The sequence below is a fragment of the Streptomyces sp. CA2R106 genome (assembly GCF_037034245.1).
GTDB lineage: Bacteria > Actinomycetota > Actinomycetes > Streptomycetales > Streptomycetaceae > Actinacidiphila.
On record NZ_JBAGKC010000011.1, the window covers coordinates 166254 to 185473 of the forward strand.

Annotated in this window: 19 protein-coding genes; 6 read left to right on the top strand and 13 right to left on the bottom strand. The window is 74.0% G+C overall.

Annotated features, from left to right (window positions below):
• Positions 1-113 precede the first annotated feature (113 nt).
• Positions 114-866, bottom strand: coding sequence for a ZIP family metal transporter (locus tag WA788_RS18950; protein ID WP_335978794.1), 753 nt, complete (start codon positions 864-866; stop codon positions 114-116).
• A gap of 250 nt (positions 867-1116) precedes the next feature.
• Between WA788_RS18950 and WA788_RS18955 the strand changes: the two genes are divergently transcribed.
• A complete protein-coding gene (locus tag WA788_RS18955; RefSeq protein ID WP_335978796.1) occupies positions 1117-1509 on the top strand; it encodes a DUF6479 family protein in 393 nt (130 codons plus the stop codon).
• Between the two features lie 53 nt (positions 1510-1562).
• Here WA788_RS18955 and WA788_RS18960 read toward each other — a convergent pair whose 3' ends face one another.
• From WA788_RS18960 to WA788_RS19000, 9 genes are all read right to left on the bottom strand, one after another.
• Positions 1563-1865, bottom strand: a complete 303-nt coding sequence (locus tag WA788_RS18960; RefSeq protein ID WP_335978798.1) for a TfoX/Sxy family DNA transformation protein — start codon at positions 1863-1865, stop codon at positions 1563-1565.
• 223 nt (positions 1866-2088) lie between these two features.
• A complete protein-coding gene (locus WA788_RS18965) occupies positions 2089-2868 on the bottom strand; it encodes an exodeoxyribonuclease III (RefSeq protein ID WP_335978800.1) in 780 nt (259 codons plus the stop codon).
• 43 nt (positions 2869-2911) lie between these two features.
• Positions 2912-3544: an MBL fold metallo-hydrolase gene (locus WA788_RS18970; RefSeq protein WP_335978802.1), complete on the bottom strand. Its 633-nt coding sequence runs from the start codon at positions 3542-3544 to the stop codon at positions 2912-2914.
• A 36-nt stretch (positions 3545-3580) separates the two neighbouring features.
• Positions 3581-4957, bottom strand: coding sequence for a bifunctional 3-oxoadipate enol-lactonase/4-carboxymuconolactone decarboxylase PcaDC (gene pcaDC / locus WA788_RS18975; RefSeq protein ID WP_335978804.1), 1377 nt, complete (start codon positions 4955-4957; stop codon positions 3581-3583).
• A 60-nt stretch (positions 4958-5017) separates the two neighbouring features.
• Positions 5018-5647, bottom strand: a complete 630-nt coding sequence (locus WA788_RS18980; protein WP_335978806.1) for a hypothetical protein — start codon at positions 5645-5647, stop codon at positions 5018-5020.
• Positions 5644-6792, bottom strand: coding sequence for an ROK family glucokinase (locus WA788_RS18985; RefSeq protein ID WP_335978808.1), 1149 nt, complete (start codon positions 6790-6792; stop codon positions 5644-5646). Before WA788_RS18985 ends, WA788_RS18980 begins: the two co-directional genes overlap by 4 nt.
• A complete protein-coding gene (locus WA788_RS18990) occupies positions 6789-7733 on the bottom strand; it encodes an ATP-binding cassette domain-containing protein (RefSeq protein ID WP_443034064.1) in 945 nt (314 codons plus the stop codon). Before WA788_RS18990 ends, WA788_RS18985 begins: the two co-directional genes overlap by 4 nt.
• The gene (locus WA788_RS18995; protein ID WP_443034062.1) at positions 7733-8782 is read right to left on the bottom strand and encodes an ABC transporter permease; all 1050 of its coding nucleotides are present in this window, start codon (positions 8780-8782) and stop codon (positions 7733-7735) included. The genes WA788_RS18990 and WA788_RS18995 overlap by 1 nt, the downstream gene beginning before the upstream one ends.
• Complete coding sequence (locus WA788_RS19000; protein ID WP_335978851.1) at positions 8779-9765, bottom strand: sugar ABC transporter substrate-binding protein; 987 nt, start codon at positions 9763-9765, stop codon at positions 8779-8781. The genes WA788_RS18995 and WA788_RS19000 overlap by 4 nt, the downstream gene beginning before the upstream one ends.
• A gap of 331 nt (positions 9766-10096) precedes the next feature.
• Here WA788_RS19000 and WA788_RS19005 point away from each other — a divergent pair, with 331 nt between their 5' ends.
• The 5 genes from WA788_RS19005 (at position 10097) to iolD (ending at position 16041) form a co-directional block, all read left to right on the top strand.
• Entirely contained in the window at positions 10097-11179 is a 1083-nt protein-coding gene (locus WA788_RS19005) for a Gfo/Idh/MocA family protein (protein ID WP_335978852.1), read from the top strand.
• Positions 11180-11337: 158 nt separating this feature from the next.
• Complete coding sequence (locus WA788_RS19010; protein ID WP_335978810.1) at positions 11338-12186, top strand: TIM barrel protein; 849 nt, start codon at positions 11338-11340, stop codon at positions 12184-12186.
• Positions 12187-12281: 95 nt separating this feature from the next.
• Positions 12282-13214, top strand: coding sequence for a 5-dehydro-2-deoxygluconokinase (gene iolC, locus WA788_RS19015; RefSeq protein WP_335978853.1), 933 nt, complete (start codon positions 12282-12284; stop codon positions 13212-13214).
• A gap of 83 nt (positions 13215-13297) precedes the next feature.
• A complete protein-coding gene (iolB, locus tag WA788_RS19020; RefSeq protein WP_335978855.1) occupies positions 13298-14194 on the top strand; it encodes a 5-deoxy-glucuronate isomerase in 897 nt (298 codons plus the stop codon).
• Positions 14191-16041, top strand: a complete 1851-nt coding sequence (iolD, locus tag WA788_RS19025; protein WP_335978811.1) for a 3D-(3,5/4)-trihydroxycyclohexane-1,2-dione acylhydrolase (decyclizing) — start codon at positions 14191-14193, stop codon at positions 16039-16041. The genes iolB and iolD overlap by 4 nt, the downstream gene beginning before the upstream one ends.
• A gap of 72 nt (positions 16042-16113) precedes the next feature.
• Here iolD and aroA read toward each other — a convergent pair whose 3' ends face one another.
• From aroA to WA788_RS19040, 3 genes are all read right to left on the bottom strand, one after another.
• Positions 16114-17349: a 3-phosphoshikimate 1-carboxyvinyltransferase gene (aroA, locus tag WA788_RS19030; protein ID WP_335978813.1), complete on the bottom strand. Its 1236-nt coding sequence runs from the start codon at positions 17347-17349 to the stop codon at positions 16114-16116.
• A gap of 504 nt (positions 17350-17853) precedes the next feature.
• On the bottom strand, positions 17854-18315 hold the full coding sequence (locus tag WA788_RS19035; RefSeq protein WP_335978815.1) for a GNAT family N-acetyltransferase: 462 nt from the start codon (positions 18313-18315) through the stop codon (positions 17854-17856).
• Positions 18312-19220 (bottom strand): XRE family transcriptional regulator (locus WA788_RS19040; protein WP_335978817.1); only part of this gene is annotated, 909 nt, incomplete at its 5' end. The genes WA788_RS19040 and WA788_RS19035, both read right to left, overlap by 4 nt.

The following is a 19220-nucleotide window of genomic DNA, read 5'->3' on the forward strand; positions in this document are numbered from 1 at the left end:
CATCGACGGTAGAAACTTCGAGTGCTTGAAGTCAAAGAACGCGCTGACCTGGGGGTTCCGCCTCCGGCGGCCGCCGCCCCTTGGGCGGGAGGACGGTATCGGTCGGGCCCGGCCTAGTTGGCGAGGCCGATCACCATCCACATGATCCCGGCGCCGCCCACTGTGCACAGCAGCGTGGAGGTGGACGGGTGCGGGCTGTGGGCCTCGGGGAGGATGTCGGAGGTGGCCAGGTAGAGCAGGAAGCCGGCGAAGAAGCCGAGGTAGAGGCCGAGCACCCCGGCCGGGATGGTGAACGCCAGGGTGATCGCGGCGCCGGCCACCGGGGCCAGCGCGTCGGCGGTCAGCAGCACCTGCGCCCGGCGCCGGCCGTTCCCGTAGAGCCGGGTGATCGTGTACGTGTTGAAGCCGTCGGCGAAGTCGTGCGCGACGACCGCGATGGCCACGACGATGCCGACGGTGTCCCCGGCCTGGAAGGCGGCGCCGATCGCGAAGCCGTCCATCACGCTGTGCCCGACCAGGGCGCACGCCGCGGCGACGCCCACCCCCTTGACCGGGTCGTGCGCGTGGCTGTGGCCATGGGTGTGCGAGGCGTACTCGCCCTCGTGGGCGCGGTGGATGGCGACCGCGCGCTCCACGACGTGCAGCGCCAGGAAGCCGGCCACGAACATCAGCAGGCCCGCGGGCACCCCGAAGACGTGCCGGGGCTGGTTCTCCAGCGCCTCCGGCAGCAGGTCGAAGCCGACGACGCCCAGCATGAGCCCGGCGGCGAGCCCCAGCACGAGATGGCGGCGGTCCCCGATGTGCTGCGCGACGACGCCGCCGACCAGGGTCATCACGAAGGCGCACATGGCTATCAGGACCGGCATGCGGTAATGATCCAGGACGGCGTCCGCGCTGGCGAATCCGGGTCGGCTTGACGGGGTGCCGGCCGGCGCGCGGACCAGGTGCGAAGTGCGCGGGCGTCCCGAGCGGCGCGGTCGGCGGCCCGGCGGCGCGCCCCGGGGCGGGCCCGGCGGGTCACGCCCGGTGACCGGCCGGTGCGGGTTCCGCTTTTCCCGGCCGCCGCCCGTGTGCCGGTGTTGATCGCGGGCATGCGTGATGTGAGGAGGTGCCGAAATGTCTCTTTCCGAGCAGCACATGGTCCAGCTCGCGCTACCGGCCGGTTCGATCGGCCCCTTGGTGATCGGAATCTGCATCGTGATCGTCCTGATCGCGGCCGTGGTGTTCGGGATGCGGCGGATGGGCCGCGACCCCCGGGTGCCGACCGGTACCCGGCCGCGTTCGGGCGCGTGGGCGACCCGCCAGGAGCACGACCAGGGCGCGCCGCCGGACCACGGTCCCGGGCACCAGGGCGACGGCCGGCGCACCCACGACGCGCGGAAGATCGAGGCCGACGAGATGCCGCAGGACGGGCGGCGGCGGTTCCCGCACGAGGTGCACGACTCCGGCGTGCGCGCGGGCCGGGTGCCGAGCCACCCGCGCCGCCACAGCGGCCCCAACGTCGATTAGCGTCTGCCGTTCGGCCCCGCTCCTTCTCCCGCGGAGATCCGAACGACAGACTCTCAGTCGACCCGGCCGGATGCCGCGGTGCTGGGCGCTCCCGTGAGTTCGGGGGCGCCCAGCACGCGGTCGACCAGGGTGTCCCGCTCGGTCTGCGGGATCGCGGTCCACCGCATGCCGCGCAGCGCCCCTTCGAGCGCCAGCAGGGTGTGGGTGCGGGCGTCCTCGGGAAGCTCCGGGCGGATCTTCTCGAAGGCGCGGCCCGAGCCGAGCCGGCGCAGTTCGCCGGCGTCGCCCACGCCCGCGCGGCGCAGCCGGTCGGCGAGCACCGCTCCGATGTTCGGCAGTTGCTGAAGGGAGTCCACGTCATTCCTCCGTACAAGCCGGTGGTGAAGGTGGTCTGAAAGCTGAGGGAGCGTCAGAAACCGTCGGGGGACGCTCCGGTGTCCGTTGGCGCCATCATGCACGCGCGGCGCGCGCCTTCGCCCGATCCGCGGCGGACACGCCCGTGGCGGTCCCCCGCGCTGATGACCCCGGTGGGCCGCACGCCGCACGGCCCGCCTCCCGCGCCACCACCCCTACCTCCGGTCACACCTGGAGGTCGACCACCACCGGCGCGTGGTCGGAGGCACCCTTGCCCTTGCGCTCCTCGCGGTCCACATAGGCGTCGGAGACGGCGGTCGCGAACGGCGCGTTGCCGTAGACGAGGTCGATGCGCATGCCGCGGTTCTTGGGGAAGGCGAGCTGGCGGTAGTCCCAGTACGTGTACGGGTGGTCGTACTTCAGCGGGCGGGGGACCACGTCGCTCAGGCCGGTGCCGCGCAGGGCGGCCAGGGCGGCGCGCTCGGCGGGGGTGACATGGGTGGCGCCCTCGAACGCGGCCGGGTCGTACACGTCGGCGTCGGTCGGCGCCACGTTGTAGTCGCCGAGGACGGCGAAGGGGCGCTGCCCCGCCGCGTCCCCGGCGACGGCGGCGGTCAGCGCCTCGAACCAGCGCAGCTTGTAGGCGAAGTGCGGGTGGTCGACCTCCCGGCCGTTCGGCACGTAGACCGACCAGACGCGGACCGGGCCGCAGGTCGCGGCCAGCGCGCGGGGCTCGGCGAGTTCCTCGTACTGCGGGCCGTCGGGCAGGCCGTGCACCACGTCGGCCAGGCCGACCCGGGAGAGCACCGCCACGCCGTTCCACCGGCCGGTGGCCTCGACGGCGGCCTCGTAACCGATCGCGCGCAGCTCCTCGTGGGGGAACTGCTCGGCGGTGCACTTGGTCTCCTGGAGGCACAGCACGTCGGTGCCGCTGCTCTCCAGCCAGGCCAGCAGCCGGGGCAGCCGCGCGGTGATCGAGTTGACGTTCCAGGTCGCGATACGCATGCCCCCCAACCTAGCCGCTGGGTACGACAGACCCCGCGCGCCCTCAGACGGCGAGGGCCTCCCCCGGGGCCAGCCGCAGGTGGTCGGCCCCGCCGAGGTTGCCGATCTGCATGTCGTAGATCGGCCGGGCGAGGTCGGTCAGCAGGGCGTCGTGCACGTCGACCGAGCGGCGCGGCCTGACCTCGCGGACGTAGTCGATCACCTCGGAGATCTTGCTCCAGGGCGCCTGGACCGGCAGCAGCAGCGTGTCCACGGCGTGGCCGGGCAGGGTCAGCGCGTCGCCCGGGTGGAAGACCGCGCGATCGATCAGGAAGCCGATGTTCCTGATCCGCGGGATGTCCGGGTGGATCACCGCGTGCAGCTCGCCGTGCACCTGCACGTCGAATCCGGCGGCGGTGAAGCTGTCGCCGTGGCCCACGGTGTGCACCCGGCCGGGGAAGGCCGCGGACATCGCGTCCGCGACGCTCGCCAGCGTCCACAGCTCCGCGGCCGGGTTGGACTCCAGCCCCGCCCGCAGCCGGTCCTCGCTGAAGTGGTCCGCGTGCTCGTGGGTCACCAGGATCGCGTCGACCCCGGCGACCGCGTCCGGCTCGGTGAACGCGCCCGGGTCGATGACGAGGGTCCGGCCCTCCCGCTCCAGCCGCACGCACGCATGTGATTTCTTGGTCAGCTCCATGTGCCCATCCTGCCCGGCCCCGCTCCGGCCCGCCCGTCACCCCTTGCCGGTGGCGGTCTCCTCGGCGATGACGCTGCGGGCGCGGTCGACCGCGGCGCGGGCGGCGGGCAGGCCGCAGTAGACGGAGGTCTGCAGGAGCGTCTCCTCTATCTCGGTGGGGGTCAGGCCGCCGCGCAGCGCCGCCCGGGTGTGGTCGGCGAGCTCCTCCAGCTGCCCGAGCACCGTCAGGGCGGTCAGCGCGACGAAGTTGCGGGTGCGCCGGTCCAGGCCCGGGCGGGTCCAGGTCTCGCCCCACCCCCAGCGGGTGGCGTAGGAGTCGAAGCCGCTGCCGAACGTCTTCGCCCGGGCGACCGCGGCGTCCACCTCGGCCTCGCCGATCATCTCCCGGCGGATGCGCAGGCCCTCCTCGTAGGCGTCGGGCCCGGGCGGCGGGGCGGCGGGCGCGGGCAGCCGGGGCGCGACCGGGGGCGGCGCGGGCGCGTACGGGACGGTGCCGGAGGTGCGGTCGGCCGTCCAGGCGGTCTCGAAGTGCCGGACCAGCAGGGTGCCGACGGCGGCCGGCTCCTCGACCGGCGCGAGGTGCCCGGTGGCGGGCACCACCGCGAGCCGCGCGTCGTGGATGCCCGCGACGAGCAGCCGGGCGTCGGCCGGGGGCGTCTCGGTGTCGTCGGCGCCGGCCACCACCAGGGTGGGCACGGTGATGCTGCCGAGCTGCTCGCGGATGTCGAACCCGGCGAGCGCCTCGCACGCGGCGACGTAGCAGGAGCTGTCGGTGGTCTTGACCATCTGCACGGCCCACTGGGTGATCGCCGGCTGGGTGGCGCGGAACGGCCCGGTGAACCAGCGCTCGGGGGTGTTGACCGCGGTGCGGTCCAGGCCGTTGGCGCGGACCACCACACCGCGCTGCCGCCAGGTGTCCGCGCTGCCGAACCGGGCCGCGGCCGACACCAGGGCCAGCGCGGCCAGCCGGTCGGGCCGCAGCAGCGCCAGCCGGGCCCCGACCGCCGCGCCCAACTCGCAGCCGGCGTACCCGAAGGTGTCGACCTCCTCGTCGTCGAGAACGGCCAGCAGCCGCCGGGCGAGGTTGTCCACGGTGGAGGCGGGCTCGGCGGGCGCGCCGCCGTGCCCGGGCAGTTCGTACCGCAGCACCCGCCACTGCTTGGTGAGTTCGGGCAGCTGCCGGTCCCACATGTGCCAGGTCGAGCCGAGCGCGGGTCCCAGGACCAGCACGGGGGCGTCGTCGGGGCCGTCGAACCGGTACTGCAACGGGGGTTGCAGGTCGTCGCGTTCGTCGTCCGGGTCGGTCGCGGAGTCGTCGTCGCCGGTCAGCGCGCCGCCCCGGTCGCCGTACGGGGGGTACGCGGCCGCGGCGTACGTGCCGAGCCGGTCGGTCTCGTCGGTCGCGTCGCTCATCGCCTCACGCTATCGAGTAAAAGGGCGGGACATGGCAGGGGCCTGACTCGCGGGTGGCGCTCAGCCGCCCCCGAACCCGTGCTGGAAGTTGACGGTCGACACGACGTAGACCCGGGGACGGTCGGGGTTGGTCATGTCGACCGTGATGTCGTGGTCGGGCTTGTCACCCGGCTGGTGCAGGCTCTCCCCCGCCCAGGTGCGGGGGATGGCGAAGTTCCAGCCCGCCGCCTTGCACTGGGCGGCGGACATGGCCACCGTGCCGGTGCGCAGCGCGGCGCGGCTGGTGCCGATCCGGGCGAGGAAGGTGTCCAGGCCGCCGGCGGTGGTGACGAACTCGGCGTACAGCTCGCTGTTGTCCCAGGAGTTGGTCTCCAGGTAGCGGACGTAGCGCGAGCCGCGCGGGATGGTCACCTGGTAGATCCGCTGCTGGAGCTGGGTCGGGTACACCTGGGTCAGCGCGCGGCCGGCCGCCTCCTGCCGGGCGTCCTCGCCGCTGCCGCGGCTCTGCGCGGCGGACACCCCCACGTAGCCCATCGGCACCAGCACCAGCAGCGGCACCACGGTCCAGCGCACCCAGCGCGGCGGAGTGCGCGGCGGCCGGGGTCCGGCGGCCGCGAACTCCGCCTCGGCCTCGGCGAGTTCGTCCGCGACGGCCGGTTGCGGGCCGCCGCTGTGCTGCGGTGGGGTCACGGCTGGGCCGCCTGCCTTCCGAGGGTGCGTCCGTACCGTTCGTAGCGCTCGACCCGGCGCCGGTTGGCGCGGCGGAACCGGCGGGCGACCAGTCGCGCGAGGTCCGCGGCGCCCACCATGCCCGCCTCCGGGCCGAGTTCGGCCTTGGCGATGCGCGCCTCGGGCCGGTAGCCGCGGCCGGTCAGGGTACGCCGGAACGCCTCCCGGGCCGGGGCGATCAGCAGGTCGTCGGCGGCGCTGACACCGCCGCCGATGACGAAGCAGGACGGGTCGAGGGCGGCGGCGAGGTTGGCGATGCCGACGCCGAGCCACTGGCCGATGTCCTGGAACAGCTCCACGCACATCGGGTCGCCCTCGCGGGCCAGTTCGGTGATGAGCGGCCCGGTGATGTCGCGGACGCTGCCGCCGACCCGGTCGTTGATGCCGTACGCCACCGGGGAGTCGGCGGCGGCCATCTCGCGGGCCTCGCGGACCAGGGCGTTGCCGGAGCTGTACTGCTCCCAGCAGCCGCGGTTGCCGCAGGCGCAGCGGTGCCCGCCGGGCACCACCTGCATGTGGCCGAACTCGCCGGCCACCCCGTAGCGGCCGCGCTTGACGTGGCCGTCCTCCAGGATGGCGCCGCCGATGCCGGTGCCCAGGGTGATCATCACCAGGTCGGCCTCGCCGCGCCCGGCGCCGAAGCGCCACTCCGCCCAGGCGGCGGTGTTGGCGTCGTTGTCGACCATGACGGGCACCAGCAGCCGTTCGGAGAGCCGGTCGCGCAGCGGCTCGTCCCGCCAGGCCAGGTGCGGGGCGAACAGCACCCGGGAGCGGTCGGCGTCCACCCAGCCGGCGGCGCCGATGCCGACGGCGTGCACGTCGTGCCGCTCGGACAGGTCGAGCACCAGCTCCACGATGGTGTCCTCGACCACCTTGGGGCTCTTGGACTTGTCGGGGGTCTCGGTGCGCAGCGTCTCCAGGATCTGCCCGTCCGCGTCCACCACCCCCGCCATCACCTTGGTGCCGCCGATGTCGATGCCGACGGTGGGCACGCGGGGCGCGGTCAGGTGGGAGCGGCGCTCCCGGCGGTCGCGCATCCCGACGCTCTGCCACACCGTGGCGCGCGCTGCGCCGCCGCGGTAGACACGTTCTCGATTGGCACTCAAGCGCTGGTCTCCGGGTCGGCTGGGTCGGTGGCGGGCAGTGGCTTCGGCGTCTTCGGCGTCTCGGGCGCCTGTTCCGCGGACGGGGCGGACGGGGCGGCGTCCGTTGCCATTGTGCCGCCTCGCCGCGTCCGGTTCAGCTCGTGGGTCAGTTCGTCCAGCTCGCTGCCGCCGGCCATCTCCCGCGTCAGCTCGTCCAGCGTAATGTCCTCCTTGAGGTGGCTGCCGGACATCGTGCCGCGCTTGAGCAGCACGAAGCGGTCGCCGACCAGGTAGGCGTGGTGCGGGTTGTGCGTGATGAGCACCACACCGAGCCCCGCGTCGCGTGCGGCGGCCACATAGCGGAGCACCATCCCGGACTGCTTCACGCCGAGCGCGGCGGTCGGCTCGTCGAGCACCAGCACCTTCGCGCCGAAGTGCACCGCACGGGCGATCGCCACGCACTGGCGTTCGCCGCCCGACAGGGTGCCGATCGGCTGGTCCACGTCGCGCAGGTCGATGCCCATGCGCAGCAGCGCCTGGCGGGTGGTGGTGCGCATCAGGGCGGTGTCCAGGCGGCGCAGCGGGCCGCGGCCCCTGGTGGGCTCGGAGCCGAGGAAGAAGTTCCGCCACACCGGCATCAGGGGGACCACGGCGAGGTCCTGGTAGACGGTGGCGATGCCGCGGTCCAGCGCCTGCCGGGGCGAGCCGTGCCGGACCGGTTCGCCGGCGATCGTGTACGTGCCGGTGTCGTGGGGGTGCAGGCCCGCGATGATCTTGATGAGGGTGGACTTGCCGGCGCCGTTGTCGCCCAGCACGCAGGTGATCTGCCCGGCGTGCACTTCCAGGGACACCTCGCGCAGCGCCCGTACGTTGCCGTAGGACTTGCTGACGCCGGTGAGCGCCACCAGGGCGCCGGGCGCGGCGCCGGAGGGGCCGGGGGCCTTGCCGTCGTCGACCGTGATCACTTGCTCGCCTCCGCCCGCCTGCGCACCCACGCGTTGAGCAGGGTGGCGAGCAGCAGCATCGCCCCCAGGAAGAACTGGAACCAGTCGGGGTTCCACTGCGCGTACACGATGCCCTTGCTCGCCATGCCGAAGATGAACGCGCCGACCGCCGAGCCGATCGCGCTGCCGTAGCCGCCGGTCATCAGGCAGCCGCCGATGACCGCCGCGATGATGTACAGGAACTCGTTGCCGACGCCCTCGCCGGACTGCACCACGTCGAACGAGAAGAGCAGGTGCTGCCCGGAGATCCAGGCGCAGAAGGCCACCGCCATGTACAGGCCGACCTTGGTGCGGGCCACCGGCACGCCGACCGCGCGGGCGGCGTCCGCGTTGCCGCCGGCCGCGAAGATCCAGTTGCCGGCGCGGGTGCGCAGCAGCACCCAGGTCGCCACGGCGACCAGGCCCAGCCACCACAGGATGGTCACCTGGAGGTCGACCGAGGCGATCGTCCAGTGCGAGGCGAACAGGTCGCGGCAGCTGGGGAAGCCCTGCATGTCGCCGATCGACTTGGTCGCCACGGTGCCGCTGATCAGCTTGGTCAGGCCGAGGTTGAGGCCGGTGAGCATCAGGAAGGTGCCGAGCGTGATGATGAAGCTCGGCAGCCTGGTGCGCACCAGCATGATGCCGTTGAACGCGCCGAGCGCCAGCGTCACCAGCAGCGACACCCCGACGCCGACCCAGGTGTTCGCGGTCATCTGGAAGCTGAACATCGAGGAGACCAGCGCGGAGCTGGTGACCATCACGCCGGCCGACAGGTCGAACTCGCCGCCGATCATCAGCAGCGCCACCGGCACCGCCATGATGCCGATCGTGGACGACGCGTACAGCACGGTGCCCATGCTGGAGGCGCGCAGGAAGGAGTCGGCGACGACCGAGAAGAACAGGAAGACCGCCGCCGCGCCGACCACCGCGCCGAGTTCGGGCCGTCCCAGCAGCCGCCGCAGCACCGATCTGGGCGCCAGGCGCTCGTCGCCCGCACCGATCACGTCGAGGACGTCAGTGCTCACCGGGTGCCCCGCTTGGTGTACTCCAGCAGCGCGTCCGCGTCGTCCTTGGTGACGATCTGCGGGCCGGTCAGGACCGGCTGGCCGCCGCCGAGGGTGTCCTTGTTGTAGCGGTACAGCCACAGCAGGTCGACCGCCTCGTAGCCCTGGAGGTAGGGCTGCTGGTCGACGGCGAAGCCGAGGGTGCCGTCCTTCAGGGCGGCGGCGACCTGGGCGTTGAGGTCGAAGGTGTCGATCTCCGCCTTCGAGCCCGCCTGCTGCTTGGCCTTGGCGGCGGTCGGGGCGAAGGGCGCGCCGAGCGTCACCACGGAGTCGATCGACGGGTCGGACTGGAGCTTCGCCTCGATCGCGGACTGCACGTCGGGCATGTTCGTGCCGTCCACGTAGAGCTTGTCCATGCGGCCGTGGAAGTGCGCCTTCACCCCGGCGCAGCGCTGCTCCAGGCCGACGTTGCCCTGCTCGTGCAGGACGCACAGGGCGTGCTTGCGGCCGCGCGTGTTCAGCTCGTCGCCGACGGCGTTGCCGGCGACCGTCTCGTCCTGCCCGATGTGGGTCAGCGCGCCGAACTGCTCGGACTGCTCGGCGCCGGAGTTGACGGTGATCACCGGGATGCCCGCCTTGACGGCCTTCGTCACCGCGGCCTTCATCGCATCCGGCTTGGCGAGGGTGACGATCAGGCCGTCCACGTGCTGGTCGATCGCGGCCTGCACGAGCTGGGCCTGCTGGTCGCCCTGGTCGCTGTTGGAGTACAGGAACTTGATGTTGTCCTTCTGCGCGGCCTGCTTCGCGCCGCTCTGCACGATGTCCCAGAACGTGTCGCCCGCGCCGGAGTGCGTCACCATCGCGAAGGTCCAGTGCGGGGTGTTCACCGCGGAGCCGTTCGCGGCCAGCTGCTTGGCCCGATCCTCCGCGCGCTTCCCGCCGGTGGCGCTGCACCCGGCCAGCGCCGCGGCGCACAGCGCCACCGCGAGCAGGCCGCCGGCCAGCCGGCGCGTCCTGCGCTTCCCCCCGCGATCACCGCGGTCGCGTCCCGCCCTTGCCTGAGCCACGTGGCCCTGCCTTTCCTTCACGTTCAGTGGTGCCGCCGGGATGAGAGTGCTGCGTGAGACCCTCCCGGCGGCCCCAGTATCCGTCAACCCTCCGCACCTGCCGACTACCGCCTCCGGGTGACGCGCGCGGCCCGGCGGCGGGCGCGGTCTGACGCTCGCACGGGTGGCGGCGGGGCGGGAGGGCTGTTGGGAGGGGGTGGAGGGGGCATGATGGCGGGAGATCGTGTGGGCGACCGGGCAGGTGGGGGACGACGCGGAGGGGGCCATGATGCGGATCGGACTGGTGGGGGCCGGGCGGATCGGCGCTTTTCACGCCGGGACGCTGGCGGCGCACCCCGACGTGGCGGAGCTGCTGGTGGCGGACGCCGACCCGGCGCGGGCCGGGGAGGTGGCGGCCCGGCATGGCGGGCGGGCGCTGCCGGTGGCGGAGCTGTTCGCGGCGCGCCCGGACGCGGTGGTGATCGCGGCGGCGACCGGGACCCACGCGGAGCTGCTGGCGCGGGCCGCGCGGCTGGGGGTCCCGGTGTTCTGCGAGAAGCCGCTCGCGAGGGACCTGGCGGGCACCGTGGCGGCGGTGCGGGCGGCCGAGCGGGCCGGCACGCTGCTCCAGGTCGGGTTCCAGCGGCGCTTCGACCCGGAGTACGCCGCCGCGCGCGAGGCGGTGCGCGCGGGGAAGGTGGGCCGGCTGCACACTGTACGCACGGTGAGCTCCGACGCGGTGCCGCCCCCGGCGTCCTACGTGCCGCTCTCCGGGGGCCTGTACCGGGACTGCCTGATCCACGACTTCGACGCGCTGCGGTGGGTGACCGGCCTGGAGGTCACCGAGGTCTACGCGGCCGGCGCCAATGTCGGCGCCGACTACTTCCGGGCCGCGTCCGACGTGGACACTGGCGCGGTGCTGCTCACCCTGGAGGGCGGGGTGCTGGCGACGGCGACCGCGACGCGGTACCACGCCGCGGGCTACGACGTACGGATGGAACTGGCGGGCACGGACGGGCAGGTGGCCGTGGGCACCGGGCCGCGCGCGCCGCTCGGCCCGGCCCTGCCACCGCTCGGCGCTGCCCTGCCGCCGCCCGGGCCCGGCCCGCGGCGGCCGGCCCCGCCACCGCCGCCCTGGTCCGGCTTCCTCGACCGCTTCGCCACCGCGTACGCGGCCGAACTCGCCGTCTTCCTGCGGGTCGTGCGCGGCGAGGCCGCCAACCCCTGCCCGCCGCGGGACGCGCTGCGCGCGCTGCTGATCGCCGAGGCGTGCGAGCGCTCCCGCGCCGAGCACCGCCCGGTGCGGCCGGCCGAACCGGACCGGCTCACCGAGGAGTGGGCGGCGGCCGCACCGGCGGCGCCGGGGGACTGAGGGCGGCAGAGCCGTCCGGGCGGGTAGGACGCGGGTAGGACCTCGGACGGGGACACGACGCGGACACGGACGAGACGGACGGGACCGGACGAGACCGGAGCAGCAGGCGCCGGGCCGAGCGGCGGGCCGGCGGGCGAGCCGAAGGGAGTGGTGGTGGCATGAGGCGCGAGCGGATCGCCGGGGCACCGATTTCCTGGGGGGTGTGCGAGGTGCCCGGCTGGGGCCACCAGCTCACCCCGGACCGCGTGCTGGCGGAGCTGGCCGGACTCGGCATCGGCGCGAGCGAGTTCGGCCCGGACGGCTTCCTGCCCGGGCCGCTGCTCGCCGAGCACGGCGTCACCGCGGTCGGCGGCTTCGTGCCCGCCGTCCTGCACGACCCCGGCCGGGACCCGCTGCCCGGCATCCGCGCCGCCCTGGACTCCTTCACCGCCGCCGGTGCCCGCACCCTCGTGCTGGCCGCCGCGACCGGGCAGGACGGCTACGACGCCCGGCCCGCGCTGGACGCGGCCGGCTGGCGCACGCTCCTCGCCCGCCTCGACGCCGCCACCGACCTCGCGGCCGGCCTCGGTGTGACCGCCGCCCTGCACCCGCACGTCGGCACCATGGTCGAGGGCCCCGCCGACGTGGACCGCGTCCTGGACGGCAGCCGCACCGGGCTGTGCCTGGACACCGGGCACCTGCTCGTCGGCGGCACCGACCCCGTCGCCCTCGCCCGCCGCGCCGCCGACCGCGTCACCCACGTCCACCTCAAGGACGTCGACGCCGCCCGCGCCGCGGCCGTCCGCGACGGCGCCGCCACCTACACCGCCGCCGTCGCCGCGGGCCTGTACCGGCCGCTCGGCACCGGCGACCTCGACCTGGCCGCGCTCGTCGCCACCCTCGAGGCCGCCGGCTACGACGGCTGGTACGTGATGGAGCAGGACACCGTCCTCACCGCAGAACCGCCCCCGGCCCAGGGCCCGGTCGACGACGTCCGCACCTGTCTGACCTGGCTGGCCGCGCAGTGACGGCCCCCGACCCCGCCCCCGACCCCGCCCTTGGCACCGCCCCCGGTACGGCCTCCGACACGGCTGCGGCCGACCGCGCCCGGCGCCCGCACGACGTGCTGACCCTCGGCCGGGCCGGCGTCGACCTCTACCCCCAGCAGAGCGGCGTCGGCCTCGCCGAGGTCGAGACGTTCGCCAAGTCCCTCGGCGGCACCGCCGCCAACGTGGCGGTGGCCGGCGCCCGCCTCGGCCTGCGCACCGCGACCATCACCGGCGTGGGCGCCGACCCCTTCGGCGGTTACGTCCGCACCGCGCTGCGCGGCTTCGGCGTCGACGATTCCTTCGTGCGCACCGTGCCGGGCACCCAGACCCCGGTGGTGTTCTGCGAGCTCTTCCCGCCCGACCACTTCCCGATCCACTTCTACCGCCGCCCGATCGCCCCCGACCAGTGCCTGACCCCGCAGGACCTGGACCTGGCCGCGGTACGGGCCGCGCGGGTGCTGTGGATCACCGGCTCCGCGCTGGCCGTCGAGCCGACCCGCAGCACGCTGTTCGCGGCGCTGGACGCCCGGGAGGAGGGCACCGAGGTCTGGTTCGACCTGGACTGGCGCCCGGTGTTCTGGGCCGACCCCGCCGACGCCCCGGCCCTGTACGCCCGCGCGCTGTCGTACGCGACGCTCGCGGTCGGCAACGTCGCCGAGGCGGAGGTCGCCACCGGCAGCCGCGACCCGGCGCGGGCCGCGGAGCTGCTGCTGCGCCGAGGGGTGCGCACGGCCGTGGTGAAGCAGGGCCCGGCCGGCGTGCTGGGCCGTACCGCCACCGAGTCCCACACGGTCCCGCCGGTGCCGGTCCGGGCGGTCAACGGGCTCGGCGCCGGCGACGCGTTCGGCGGCGCGCTGTGCGCCGGGCTGCTGGCGGGCGAAGGGCTGCGGGACGTGCTGCGGGCGGCGAACGCGGCGGGCGCGCTGGTGGCGTCGCGGCTGGCGTGCGCGGACGCGATGCCGACCCGCGCGGAGATCGACGCGGCGCTGCGGAAGGAGCCGGTGTGAGCACGGAAGAAGCCGGTGCGGGCACGGAAGGAGCCGGTACGGGCACGACGGACTGCGACCGGCCCCGGACACGGGCCCGGCATGTGCCGGCCGGAAGCACGGCACGGGACGGCTACGACCTGTGGGTGGACCCGCGGTCGGCCGGCTGGGAGCACTCCGCGCTGCGGGTGCTGACGCTGGCGCCCGGCGGCTCGGCGGACTTCGCGGCGGGCGACAGCGAGTGGGTGGTGCTGCCGCTGGGCGGGGGCTGCACCGTGGACGTGCAGGAGGCCGGGCCCGGCGCGCGGCCGCGCTCGTTCACCCTGCGCGGCCGCGCCGACGTCTTCGCCGGCACCACCGACTTCTGCTACCTGCCGCGCGACAGCCGCGCGGTGATCGGCAGTACGGACGGCGGCCGGTTCGCGCTGGCGGGCGCGCGCTGCGCGCGGCGGCTGCCCGCACGCCGGGTCCCGGCGTCCGCGGTGCCGGTGGAGCTGCGCGGCGCGGGCAGCGCGAGCCGCCAGGTGAACAACTTCGCGGCGGCCGACGTGCTGGACTGCGACCGGCTCATCGCCGTCGAGGTGCTGACCCCGGGCGGCAACTGGTCGTCGTACCCGCCGCACAAGCACGACGAGGACGGGCCGCACGAGACCCGCCTGGAGGAGATCTACTACTACGAGCTGCGCGGCGGCCCGGCCGCGATCGGCTACCAGCGCGTCTACCCCTCGCCGGCGGGCAGCGGCGACGTGCTCGCCGAGGTGCGCGGCGGCGACGCGGTGCTGATCCCCGACGGCTGGCACGGCCCGAGCATGGCCGTGCCCGGCTACGACATGTACTACCTGAACGTCATGGCCGGGCCGGGGCCGGTGCGGGCCTGGCTGATCAGCGACGACCCGGCGCACGCCTGGGTGCGGGAGACCTGGCGCGACCAGCGGCCCGACCCGCGGCTGCCGCTGTACCGGGCGCCGGGCGCCGCCGAGGAGGAAGAGGAGGACGTATGAGGCTCACCGTCGCGCAGGCGCTGGTCCGCTTCCTGTCCGCGCAGTACACCGAACGCGACGGCGTACGGCACCGGCTGGTCGCGGGGATGTGGGGGATCTTCGGCCACGGCAACGTCGCGGGCGTCGGCCAGGCGCTGCTGGAGGCCGGGCCGGAGGCGATGCCCTTCCACCAGGGCCGCAACGAACAGGCGATGGTGCACGCCGCGGTCGGCTACGCGCGCACCACGCACCGGCTGTCCGCGATGGCCTGCACCACCTCGATCGGCCCCGGCGCGACCAACCTCGTCACCGGCGCCGCGCTGGCCACCGTCAACCGCGTGCCGGTGCTGCTGCTGCCCGGCGACGTCTTCGCCACCCGCCCCGCCGACCCGGTGCTCCAGCAGCTCGAAGTGCCCTGGGCGTACGACGTGTCGGTGAACGACGCGCTGCGGCCGGTCTCCCGCTTCTTCGACCGGATCTGGCGGCCGGAGATGCTGGCGCCCTCACTGCTCCAGGCGATGCGGGTGCTGGCCGACCCGGCCGACACCGGCGCGGTCACGCTCGCCCTGCCGCAGGACGTGCAGGCCGAGGCGTACGACTTCCCCGACGAGCTGTTCCGGACCCGGGTGTGGCCGGTGCGGCGGCCGGTGCCCGACGCTGAGGCGGTCGCCGAGGCGGCGGCGCTGCTGCGCGGCGCGCGGCGGCCGCTGGTGGTGGCCGGCGGCGGGGTGCGGCACTCCGAGGCGGGCGCGGCGCTGGCCGCCTTCGCCACGGCGACGGGGATTCCGGTGGCCGAGACGCAGGCCGGCAAGGGCGCCGTGCGCTGGGACCACCCCGGCAGCCTCGGGGGTCTGGGCCACACCGGCACGGCGCCGGCGGACACCGCCGCGCGCGCCGCCGACGTGGTGCTCGGCATCGGCACCCGCTGGACGGACTTCACCACCGCGTCCGCCTCGCTGTTCGGCCCGCGGACCCGGTTCGTGAACCTCAACGCGGCCGCGTTCGACGGCCACAAGATGGCGGGGCTGGCGCTGACCGGTGACGCCCGGGCCGGGATCGAGGCGCTGGCCGCGGAGTTGGGCGGCCACCGGTTCCCGGTGCCCGAGGACCAGGCGGCGGCCGTCGCCGACTGGCGGGCCCGTACGGACGCGGTGTTCGCCGGCGCGGGCCCGGACAGCGGACCGGCGGGGGGCCTGTCGCAGGGCGAGGTGATCGGCGCGCTCGACGCGGTGCTGCACGACCGCGACGTGCTGGTCAACGCGGCCGGCTCGCTCCCCGGCGACCTGCACCGGCTGTGGCGGGCCCGCGACCCCGGGCAGTACCACCTGGAGTACGGCTACTCCTGCATGGGGTACGAGATCCCCGCCGCGATCGGCGTGAAGCTGGCCGCCCCCGACCGCGAGGTGTTCGCGCTGGTCGGCGACGGCACGTACCTGATGCTGCCCACCGAGATCGTCACGGCCGTGCAGGAGGGCATCCCGATCAACGTGGTCATCGTGCAGAACCACGGCTACGCGTCGATCGGCGGGCTGTCCGAGCAGGTCGGCGCCGAACGCTTCGGCACCGCCTACCGCTTCCGCGCCCCCGACGGCTCCTTCACCGGCGCGCCGCTGCCCGTCGACCTCGCGGCCAACGCCGCCAGCCTCGGCCTGGAGGTCCACACCGCCCGCACCGCCGAGGAGTTGCGCGCCGCGCTGGCCGCCGCCCGCGCCTCGCCGCGCCCCACCGCCGTCCATGTCACCACCGACCCGGACCGCCCGGGCCTGCCCGCGCAGGCCTGGTGGAACGTCCCCGTGGCCGAGACCGCCACCCGCCCGGCGGCCGTCGCCGCCCGCGCGGCCTACGACGCGGCGAAGGGCGCGCGCTAGCCCGGACGGCGGGCGCTCAGCCGCCGGACCGGCCTCCAGGGCGTCGAGCTCCGTGCCCGCCCCGGGGGCGGGTCAGACGTCCCAGGTGCGGCGCAGGTCCGCGAAGAAGGAGTGGAACTGCGGGAACGTCTTCTTCACGCACCCCGGGTCGTCGAAGGTGGTGCCCGGGGTGCGCAGGCCCGCGACGGCGAAGCTCATCGCGATGCGGTGGTCACCGTGGCAGGCGATCTCCACCGGCCGCGGTGTGCCCGGGCGGATCTCGATCCAGTCCCGGCCGGTGGCGACCTCGATGCCCTGCGCGCGCAGGTTCAGCGCGCACGCCTCCAGCCGGTCGCACTCCTTGACGCGGGTGTTGTAGACGTCCTCGATCCGGACCGGGCCGTCCGCGAAGGGCGCCATGGCCGCGAGGGTCGGCATCGTGTCGGAGATGTCCCGCATGTTGGCGGTCAGGCCGTGCAGGGTGCCGGTGCCGGTGACCGTGGTGGCGTCGGCCGTCGTCTCCACGTGCGCGCCCATCCGGCGCAGCACCTCCACGAAGCGCAGGTCGCCCTGGAGGGCGTCGCGGCCCAGCCCCGGGACGGTGGCCGTGCGCCCGGCCAGCGCGGCCGCGGCGAAGACGTAACTGGCGGTGGAGGCGTCCGGCTCGATCGGGTAGTCCTGGGCGCGGTAGCCGCCCGGCGGGACCACGAACGTGTCGCCCTCGCGGGTCACGTCGACGCCGAAGCGGCGCATCATCGCGAGCGTGATCTCCACGTACGGCACCGACACGATGCCGGTCACCCTGATCCGCAGGCCCTCGGCGGTGAGCGGGCCGACCAGCAGCAGGGCGGTGAGGAACTGCGAGGACAGGCTCGCGTCCAGGTCGATCGCGCCGCCCTTGAGGCCGGCTGCCGCCAGCCGCAGCGGGAGGTGGCCCTCCTGCTCCTCGTACGCCAGGTCCACGCCCAGGGTGCGGAGCGCTTCGGTGAGCGGGGCGACCGGGCGGCGGCGCATCTGCGCCGACGCGTCGAAGCGGAAGGTGCCGTGGCCGGCGGCGGCGAGTGCCGGCAGGAAGCGGGCGGCGGTCGCCGCGTCCCGCGTGAACACCTCGGCCCGGTCCGCCGGGGGGCCGGCCGGGCGGCCGGTCACCCGCCACTCGCCCTCGCGCCGCTCCACCTCGTACCCGAGCCGGGTCAGGCCCTCGGCGAAGCCCTCCGTGTCGTCCGACACCAACGGGCCGCGCAGCACCGTCGTCCCGTCGGCCGCCGCCGCCAAAAACAACGCCCGCGCGGTCACGGACTTCGAACCAGGCACACCCATCACGGTCACCCGCCGATTCTACGGTTCCCTGCGGGCGCGTCGTGGCGGGCCGCGGGTGCGCCCTGCCCCTCCCGGGTGCGTCGCGGTCCGCGGGCGCGTCGTGGCGGGCCGCGCAGTTCCCCGCGCCCCTGGCGTACGTGCGGCTGCTCCGCAGCGCACAGCACCTCACCACGGCGAGCAACCCCAACAGGGGCGCGGGGAACTGCGCGAGGTACCACTCTTATACACACCATTGTATCGGGAGAGCGGTCGACGCAGGAGGGCTTTGATCCTTTGACCTGCATGAATGGCTTGCGCAGGTCTCCCTGCGTCGTAGCGGCGCGTCGTACGCCGACCGCCGGGCGCCACGCGGGAGGGGCCGCCCGATAGCCAGCCAGCACCAGGGGCGCGGTGAGCAGTCAAGGGTGAGCGCGCTCATCGCGTAGCGACGCCGAAGGCGCCCTTGACGGCTCGGTGTGGCCCGAACAATGACGGAGAGGGCGGCCCCGGCCCCCAGGACTCGCGCAGATGTACCTACAGTGCGGAGCGGTAAAAGACCTTGCCGCCCTTGGGCTCTACTCCGAGCGCCTTGTAGAACGCGAGGGCAGAAGGGTTGTCGGTGTCGGCGGTCCACTCAATCCTGGAGCAGCCCGATGCGGTGGCGACACTGCGCAGCTCCGCCATGAGTGCACGCGCCACACCGCCACGGCGGGCGTTCGACCGTACGTACAGCTCCTTGAGGTACAGGGAACTCTCCGCACCGGCCGCAGGCCAGAGAAAGGTGTACGACGCGAGCCCCAGCACCGTGTCTCCGTCGCGGGCCAAGAGGACGGTCGCGACCGGCCGGTCAGAGAAGAGCGCACTGCGGATCTGTTCGGGGTCGCCCGGTACTGGTTCACCACCGTAGTAGTGCTCGATCTCACCGAGGAGGACCGAGAGACATTCCGTGTCCGCCTCGGTCGCCGCGCTGATCTGCATCGTGTTGGCTACCTTCATCCCTCGGAGGGCAGCAACAGGATCTCGCGAAGCGCTCTGACCTCCGTAACCGTTCGATTCCCTGGCACCTTACAGGCCACGTCACGAGCACGGGAGATGATCAAGGCAGTGCGATGCTGCTCCGGCAGCTCCACCACCGTGCCTATCGCCAGCTCGGCGGCTGACGCCACGTCACCTGAGAGTGCCGAGCACATGGCCTGATCGAGTCTGACGAGGGCACGATCAGCGAGGTTTGACGTGGGATACAGGTCGAGCGCGCGAGCAAGATGGCCTTGCGCTTGGCTGGTCTCACCAAGATGAGTCCACGCGTTACCGGCGTGGAAGGCGAACTGCGACTCCGAGTAGCCGAAGGCTGACTCGTCCTGGTCTACTTCTGAAAGCCGGTCCAGCGCGGTTCGGGCCAGTGAGAGGGCGGATGCCGTTGCTTCATGCCGTCCTAGGAGTGCGTGCGCGCGTGCCTCCAGGGGGGCAGCCAACGCAGGCCCGACACATGGCATACCCCCAGCCCAGTGCTGGGCGCGTACTGCCAGCTCGGCAGCCCCGTGTAAGTCGCCGTTGTAGTAGAGCTGGTACGCCTCCTGGGCGTACATCCACGACAGCGTCGCGCGATCCTCTGCGGCGGCAGCAGCCGCCCGTCCTGTCCGCCACCAACTCTTCGCGCGGTCGTCCCCCATTTTGAGCAGTGTCAGAGCCACAAGTCCCGACATGCGTGCAGTCGCGATGGTCAACCGTAGCCGGACGGGGCCCGACTGGCGGCCGGTCATGAGAAGACGGATGTCGCTCAGATCGGTAAGCAAGTCAGGCAACAGCTCGGACTCCGGCCGGTAGCGGGTGGCTCGACCGTGCCGTTCGACTGTCCATTCGACCTCACTCAGGCCAGCTCCTGAGAGCGCCCCCGCAGCAAG

What these genes read in the sequence shown, in the direction of transcription:
- WA788_RS18950 (WP_335978794.1), bottom strand. Translation starts at nt 866, where the DNA reads ATGCCGGTCCTGATAGCCATGTGCGCCTTCGTGATGACCCTGGTCGGC.
- WA788_RS19005 (WP_335978852.1), top strand. Translation starts at nt 10,097, where the DNA reads ATGCGGATCGGACTGGTGGGGGCCGGGCGGATCGGCGCTTTTCACGCC.
- WA788_RS18965 (WP_335978800.1), bottom strand. Translation starts at nt 2,868, where the DNA reads ATGCGTATCGCGACCTGGAACGTCAACTCGATCACCGCGCGGCTGCCC.
- WA788_RS18970 (WP_335978802.1), bottom strand. Translation starts at nt 3,544, where the DNA reads ATGGAGCTGACCAAGAAATCACATGCGTGCGTGCGGCTGGAGCGGGAG.
- pcaDC (WP_335978804.1), bottom strand. Translation starts at nt 4,957, where the DNA reads ATGAGCGACGCGACCGACGAGACCGACCGGCTCGGCACGTACGCCGCG.
- iolD (WP_335978811.1), top strand. Translation starts at nt 14,191, where the DNA reads ATGAGGCTCACCGTCGCGCAGGCGCTGGTCCGCTTCCTGTCCGCGCAG.
- WA788_RS18955 (WP_335978796.1), top strand. Translation starts at nt 1,117, where the DNA reads ATGTCTCTTTCCGAGCAGCACATGGTCCAGCTCGCGCTACCGGCCGGT.
- WA788_RS19035 (WP_335978815.1), bottom strand. Translation starts at nt 18,315, where the DNA reads ATGAAGGTAGCCAACACGATGCAGATCAGCGCGGCGACCGAGGCGGAC.
- WA788_RS19010 (WP_335978810.1), top strand. Translation starts at nt 11,338, where the DNA reads ATGAGGCGCGAGCGGATCGCCGGGGCACCGATTTCCTGGGGGGTGTGC.